The organism is Streptococcus sp. HMSC36C04, assembly GCF_001839535.1.
Lineage (GTDB): Bacteria > Bacillota > Bacilli > Lactobacillales > Streptococcaceae > Streptococcus > Streptococcus hominis.
Genome location: NZ_KV841577.1, coordinates 21,464 through 28,203, shown reverse-complemented (window position 1 = coordinate 28,203; position 6,740 = coordinate 21,464). Strand labels below are relative to the sequence as shown.

Genomic DNA, 6,740 nt, shown 5'->3' with positions numbered 1-6,740 from the left:
ATCCGGCATAGCTCAGTTGGTAGTAGCGCATGACTGTTAATCATGATGTCGTAGGTTCGAGTCCTACTGCCGGAGTTGATAGATGATTAGAAGCCTTTGATATAATCGGGTTTCTTTTTTGCTATTTTTAAAATAGAATGCGGAATCTCAGTTTAAAATTATTATTTATAACACTAATTCAGGCTCTTGGTTGATGAAAAGCTGATATTGGGATTTGTAATAGATTTCCGGGTGAGACAGGTGAGATGCCTATGTTTGCTGACGAGTTCACCCATAAATAATGCATTCTGGGGAGATTACGCGTAGCAATCAATCAAAATTTGAAAATTTTTAGTTCGAACTCATACCCTTACGCTGTTGCCTTCATCATCAGCTACTACATCAAGATTTTGGGGTTAATATAATGCAAGTGGCTGAGCAAAAACTCATTCATGGTCAAAGTGTAATAATCTCTCATAGCAAAAAAAGCTTAAAATCAAGTTAATTAAAACGTTGATTTTAAGCTTTTTGACTATTTTATGAACTTTTACCTAGACTCTCAATTTTTATTCAAAAAAAGCTTTGTACAGTGCTTTTATAGCTGCTTTTTCTTGTTCGGAATTGATAACAATCATGATTGAAACTTCACTAGATCCTTGCGAAATCATTTGGATATTAATATGATTATCTGATAATGCTTTTGTTGCAGTAGCGGTCAAACCAATATGACTTTTCATTTTTTCACCGACAATCATAATGATTGAGAGGTCATGTTCGATTTCTGCGTGGTCGACTTCTAACTTTTGTCTTAATTGACGAAGAATTTCTTCCTCTTTAATGGGGGTTAATTCACGATCCCGAAGAATAATAGATAAGTCATCGATACCGGTAGGCATGTGCTCCCAGCGGATATTTAGATCTTCCAATATTTGCAGAACTTTTCTACCAAAACCGATTTCACGGTTCATGAGGTATTTAGACATGTTGATACTGGTGAAATGGGCATCTGCAGCAATACCTACTACAGGGAAGTCCCTGTTGCTGTGCTTTAAAACAATTTTTGTACCAGGATGAGTGGGGTTATTTGTATTTTTAATAACGAGTGGAATTTTTCCACGGTAAGCTGGAATGAGTGCTTCGTCATGTAATACAGTAAAACCTGCGTAAGCTAATTCACGCATTTCGCGATAAGTTAATTCTGGAATGGAGTGTGGCATGTGAATAATGCCAGGGTGTGCTGCAAAAATACCGTCAACATCTGTGAAATTTTCGTAAAGATCAGCTTTTACACCTGCCGCAATGATGGATCCAGTAATATCGGATCCACCACGTGAAAAGGTGCAAATTTGATCGTCTTTTGTTACTCCAAAGAATCCTGGGATAATCAATACTTCGTCAGCTTCATTTAGTTCTTCGATTTTATCATAACTGGAAGGGAGAAGTCGAGCATTTCCTGGTTCGCTGGATACAATGAGTCCTGCTTCTCTAGGGTGAACATAACGAGCATCTACGCCATTTTGGGTAAAATAAGCCGCAATGAGTTTCGCATTGTTATTTTCACCTGCAGCAAGAAAAGTATCGTACAAGAACTTATTATTTTCGATAGGAAGGCTTGCGAGCTTTTGGAAACTTTTTGAAATTCTCTCTAGAATATTTGGTTTAAGCTGCAGTTCTAACGCCATATCTCGATAACGCTGAATAATCCACTGTTGGTGTTTTGTTACGTCATTACCAGCAACATAGTCTCGATAATATTTAATGAGGGCATCTGTTACCTTTGTATCCTGAGTGCTTCGCTTCCCAGGTGCAGAGACAATCACGAAGCGACGTTCAGGATCAGCTTTTATAATCTGTAATACTTTTTCTAATTGACCAGCGGAGGCAAGTGAACTTCCTCCAAATTTAACAACTTTCATACATTCTCCTAATGGCTGCTTGTTTAAATTATAGCAAAATTCTGAAATCTTTTCAAATTTACTTGTGCTTACTTGCTAAAGCAAATATTTTATGTTAGAATGTAACCATATTATTTGATATTCAAATAATTTAATTGACAAAGAAAAGAATTGTCGGAGGCAATTTAATGCAATTTGAAAATATTTTATATAGTGTCAATGACGGTGTTGCGACTTTAACATTGAATCGCCCGGAGGTTTCCAATGGGTTTAATGTTCCCATGTGTGAGGAGATTTTAAAAGCCATTGAATTGGCTGCTGAGGATAAAGCTGTCCAAATATTGCTCATCAATGCAAATGGAAAAGTATTTTCTGTTGGTGGTGATTTGGCAGAAATGCAACGAGCAGTGGAGGCAGATGATATTCAGTCTTTGGTGAAAATTGCTGAATTAGTCAATGAAATTTCTTACTCAATGAAACAACTATCTAAGCCTATCATTATGAGTGTAGATGGACCAGTTGCTGGTGCGGCAGCTAATATGGTGGTAGCTGCAGATTTCTGTATTGCAACGGAGCGTTCTCGTTTTATTCAAGCCTTTGTGGGGGTAGGTCTTGCTCCTGATGCGGGTGGTCTGTATTTACTTGCTAGAGCGATTGGTGTGACGAGAGCAACTCAATTAGCAATGACAGGTGAACCGTTAAACGCAGAAAAAGCTTTAAATTACGGTCTTTTGTATAAAGTTTGTGAAGTTGAAAAGTTAGAAACTACAACGAATCAAGTGATTAAGAAGTTGAAACGTCATTCACTTAATTCTTATCGTGCTATTAAAGAATTGGTATGGAAGAGTTTGTTTACTGGTTGGGATGAGTATGCAAAACTCGAATTACAGTTGCAGAAGACATTGGCTTTCACAGAAGATTTCAAAGAAGGGGTGCGAGCTTATGCTGAGAAGCGTCGACCAAAATTTTCTGGGAAGTAAAAAAGTAGTTGCAATTTAATTTGATATTTGATATACTTTTCTAGTCAAATGTTTTGATGTTGAAAGTTTTTTTGTTAGAGGAGGATAGATTTTTGGATTACCAATTGGTCAATGATTATTTAACATCTATTTTCAATAATGTATTGGTTATTGAAGAATCTAGTTTGAGAGGCAGTCGCTTCAAAGATATCTCTATCAAAGAAATGCACACGATTGATGTTGTTGGAAAAAATCCTAATGCGACTCCTAGTAGTGTAGCAAAGGAATTGATGGTGACATTAGGAACCGTAACAACTAGTTTAAATAACCTTGAAAGAAAAGGCTATATTGAACGGACACGTTCAGAAGTTGATCGTCGTGTTGTTCATCTGAATTTGACAAAAAATGGTCGCCTAATTTATCGCTTGCATAGAAGATTTCACAAGAGAATGGTTGAAAGAATCATTGAAGGAATGGATGCTGAAGAGATGAAGGTCATGGGAAAAGGTCTGACTAATCTGTATCGTTTTCTAGAGGATTTGAAATAATGAACTATGCGAAAATTAGTCAAGTCGCTCATTATGCTCCAAGTCAGGTGGTTACAAATGATGATTTGGCAAAGATAATGAATACGAGCGATGAATGGATTTCAAGTCGGACAGGAATAGAACGCCGTCATCTGTCACAAACAGAATCAACGAGTGATTTGGCTACAAAGGTGGCAAGTCAATTGTTGAAAAAGGCGAATATCCATGCAGATGAGCTAGACTTTATCATTGTGGCAACTATCACCCCAGACTCTATGATGCCTTCAACGGCTGCACGAGTTCAAGCAAATATTGGTGCAAATCATGCTTTTGCCTTTGATTTGACAGCGGCTTGCAGTGGCTTTATCTTCGCTCTGTCGACAGCTGAAAAGTTAATTTCTTCAGGTCGTTACCAGAAGGGCTTTGTTATAGGAAGTGAAACCTTATCAAAAGTTCTTGACTGGTCTGATCGTTCAACTGCGGTTCTTTTCGGTGATGGTGCTGGTGGTGTTTTGCTAGAGAGCTCAGAGCAGCAGCATTTTTTAGCTGAAAGTCAATATACAGACGGTTCGCGTGGGGAAAGCTTGACTTGTGGTAAAGTTGGTTTATCTTCACCTTATTCTGAAAAGGGAGAAGTAGCGCCTTACTTGACAATGGATGGTCGAAAAATTTTTGATTTTGCTATTCGAGATGTGGCAAAATCTATAAAAAATACGATTGAATCCAGTGATATTCAAGTAAAGGATATTGACTATTTACTATTACATCAAGCCAATATTCGTATTTTAGATAAAATGGCGAAAAAGATTGGTGCAGCGAGGGAAAAACTTCCTGCAAATATGATGGAATATGGGAATACGAGTGCAGCGAGCATTCCAATTCTCTTATCTGAGTGTGTTGAAAAAGGACTCATTCACCTTGATGGCAGTCAAACAGTTTTGCTGTCAGGATTCGGTGGAGGTTTGACATGGGGCACACTTATTGTTACAATTTAGTTATTATGTGGTAAACACATGAATATAAATATTTATTTTTAAAGGAGTCTATCATGGCAGTATTTGAAAAAGTACAAGAAATTATTGTGGAAGAACTTGGTAAGGAACCTTCAGAAGTTACTCTTGAGTCAACTTTTGATGATCTTGATGCAGATTCATTGGATTTGTTCCAAGTTATTTCAGAAATCGAAGATGCATTCGATATTCAAATTGAAACTGAAGAAGGATTGAACACAGTTGGTGACTTGGTCGCTTATGTGGAAGAAAAAACAAAATAAAAAATGAAACGGGGCTGAGAGAAGATTCTCGCCCTCTTTTAAAAAAGGTATTGAGGTAGACAGTTAATTTTGCTGGGGTGGAACGATAAAATCAATTTAAAGATGATAGGTTCCACTCCCTCTTGTTTAGGTAATAGTTTGATTTTCAAATTATACAAAGGGTATACTTGAGATGATTGAGCTATTACTTAAGCAATATAAAGGAAGGTATTATGCAAACACGTGTTACAGAATTGTTAAATATTAAATATCCTATTTTCCAGGGAGGAATGGCCTGGGTTGCTGATGGTGACTTGGCTGGTGCAGTTTCTAAAGCGGGAGGTCTTGGCATTATCGGTGGTGGTAATGCACCGAAAGAAGTTGTCAAAGCTAATATTGATAAAATTAAGTCATTGACAGACAAACCTTTTGGCGTGAATATCATGCTGTTGTCACCGTTTGTGGAAGATATTGTTGACTTAGTGATTGAAGAAGGTGTCAAGGTTGTGACAACTGGTGCAGGAAATCCAAGTAAATATATGACTCGTTTCCACGACGCAGGTATTACAGTCATTCCAGTAGTTCCAAGTGTAGCATTGGCTAAGCGAATGGAAAAAATTGGTGCAGATGCAGTCATTGCTGAAGGAATGGAAGCAGGTGGGCATATTGGAAAATTAACCACCATGACTTTGGTTCGTCAGGTAGTTGAAGCAGTTGATATTCCTGTGATTGCAGCGGGTGGAATCGCAGATGGTCGCGGTGCAGCTGCAGGCTTTATGCTTGGTGCAGAGGCTGTTCAAGTGGGAACACGTTTCGTCGTTGCAAAAGAGTCAAATGCGCACCAAAATTATAAAAATATGATTTTGAAAGCTCGGGATATTGATACCACTATTTCTGCTCAACATTTTGGTCATGCGGTACGAGCTTTGAAAAATAAACTAACTAGAGAATTTGACCAAGCAGAAAAGGATGCTTTTAAGCAAGAAAATCCTGATTTAACTGTTTTTGAGAATTTAGGAGCTGGCGCTCTTGCAAATGCAGTTGTTCGCGGTGATGTTGAACATGGTTCTGTCATGTCAGGACAAATTGCGGGGCTTGTCAGCAAAGAAGAAACAGTTGAAGAAATTTTAAAAGATATTTACTACGGTGCAGCAGAGGTAATCCAAAAAGAAGCTAGCCGTTGGGCAGGAGTAACTAGAAATGACTAAAACAGCCTTTCTATTTGCAGGTCAGGGTGCTCAGTATCTGGGAATGGCTCGTGACCTTTACGATCAGTTTGATGTAGTGAGGGCAACCTATGATGAAGCAAGTCAAGTATTGGGCTATGATCTACGATATCTGATAGATAATGAGGAAGAAAAGCTCAATCAGACACGCTATACTCAGCCAGTAATTTTAACCACTTCGGTTGCTATTTACCGATTATTGCAAGAAAAAGGAATGCAAGCTGATATGGTAGCAGGCCTTTCTCTTGGGGAATACTCTGCCATGGTAGCAGCAGGTGCTTTGAAGTTTACAACGGCGGTTGATTTGGTGGCAAAGCGTGGTGCTTTTATGGAAGAAGCAGCTCCTGCTGGCTCTGGTAAAATGGTTGCGGTTTTAAATGCCGATTTAGCTACAATTGAAGTAGCTTGTCAAAAGGCAAGCCAGCTGGGAATTGTATCACCAGCAAACTACAATACACCTAGTCAGATTGTTATTGGTGGTGAAGTTGAAGCGGTTGACAAAGCAGTGGAATTGTTAAAAGAAGCTGGCGTTAAGCGTCTCATCCCTTTGAATGTTTCCGGTCCATTTCATACAGCTTTGCTAAAACCTGCAAGTGATAAATTGGCAAAAGTTTTGGAAACAGTTGAATTTGCTGATTTCAAACTTCCTTTGGTAGGAAATACAGAAGCAACTGTCATGGAACAAGGACGAATTAAGGAACTCTTAACTCGTCAAGTTATGGAACCAGTTCGTTTTTATGATAGTATTGCAACGATGCAAAAAGTTGGTGTAACTAATTTTATTGAAATTGGTCCAGGTAAGGTTCTTTCTGGTTTTGTTAAAAAAATTGATAAATCAGCAAAGGTTGCTCACGTTGAAGATGTTAGAAGTTTATCTACTCTTCTAGAAAATAAGGAATAGG

Annotated in this window: 7 protein-coding genes and 1 tRNA gene; 7 read left to right on the top strand and 1 reads right to left on the bottom strand. The window is 38.2% G+C overall.

Annotated elements, in window-relative coordinates; genetic code table 11:
• Nucleotide 1 precedes the first annotated feature (1 nt).
• Nucleotides 2–75 (top strand) — tRNA-Asn (locus HMPREF3249_RS01635).
• 470 nt (nucleotides 76–545) lie between these two features.
• Here HMPREF3249_RS01635 and HMPREF3249_RS01630 read toward each other — a convergent pair.
• On the bottom strand, nucleotides 546–1,895 hold the full coding sequence (locus HMPREF3249_RS01630) for an aspartate kinase (protein WP_049533205.1): 1,350 nt from the start codon (nucleotides 1,893–1,895) through the stop codon (nucleotides 546–548).
• A gap of 167 nt (nucleotides 1,896–2,062) precedes the next feature.
• Between HMPREF3249_RS01630 and HMPREF3249_RS01625 the strand changes: the two genes are divergently transcribed.
• The 6 genes from HMPREF3249_RS01625 (at nucleotide 2,063) to fabD (ending at nucleotide 6,739) form a co-directional block, all read left to right on the top strand.
• Nucleotides 2,063–2,854, top strand: a complete 792-nt coding sequence (locus HMPREF3249_RS01625; protein WP_003043475.1) for an enoyl-CoA hydratase — start codon at nucleotides 2,063–2,065, stop codon at nucleotides 2,852–2,854.
• A gap of 92 nt (nucleotides 2,855–2,946) precedes the next feature.
• Nucleotides 2,947–3,381 carry a fatty acid biosynthesis transcriptional regulator FabT gene (locus HMPREF3249_RS01620; RefSeq protein ID WP_003026022.1) on the top strand — a complete coding sequence of 145 codons (435 nt, stop codon included), beginning with the start codon at nucleotides 2,947–2,949 and terminating at the stop codon, nucleotides 3,379–3,381.
• A complete protein-coding gene (locus HMPREF3249_RS01615; RefSeq protein ID WP_049533204.1) occupies nucleotides 3,381–4,355 on the top strand; it encodes a beta-ketoacyl-ACP synthase III in 975 nt (324 codons plus the stop codon). The genes HMPREF3249_RS01620 and HMPREF3249_RS01615 overlap by 1 nt, the downstream gene beginning before the upstream one ends.
• 53 nt (nucleotides 4,356–4,408) lie before the next feature.
• Entirely contained in the window at nucleotides 4,409–4,633 is a 225-nt protein-coding gene (locus HMPREF3249_RS01610; protein ID WP_003026017.1) for an acyl carrier protein, read from the top strand.
• Nucleotides 4,634–4,845: 212 nt separating this feature from the next.
• Nucleotides 4,846–5,820 carry an enoyl-[acyl-carrier-protein] reductase FabK gene (gene fabK / locus HMPREF3249_RS01605; protein ID WP_049514558.1) on the top strand — a complete coding sequence of 325 codons (975 nt, stop codon included), beginning with the start codon at nucleotides 4,846–4,848 and terminating at the stop codon, nucleotides 5,818–5,820.
• Entirely contained in the window at nucleotides 5,813–6,739 is a 927-nt protein-coding gene (fabD, locus tag HMPREF3249_RS01600; protein WP_004224371.1) for an ACP S-malonyltransferase, read from the top strand. The genes fabK and fabD overlap by 8 nt, the downstream gene beginning before the upstream one ends.
• Nucleotide 6,740: the final 1 nt, after the last annotated feature.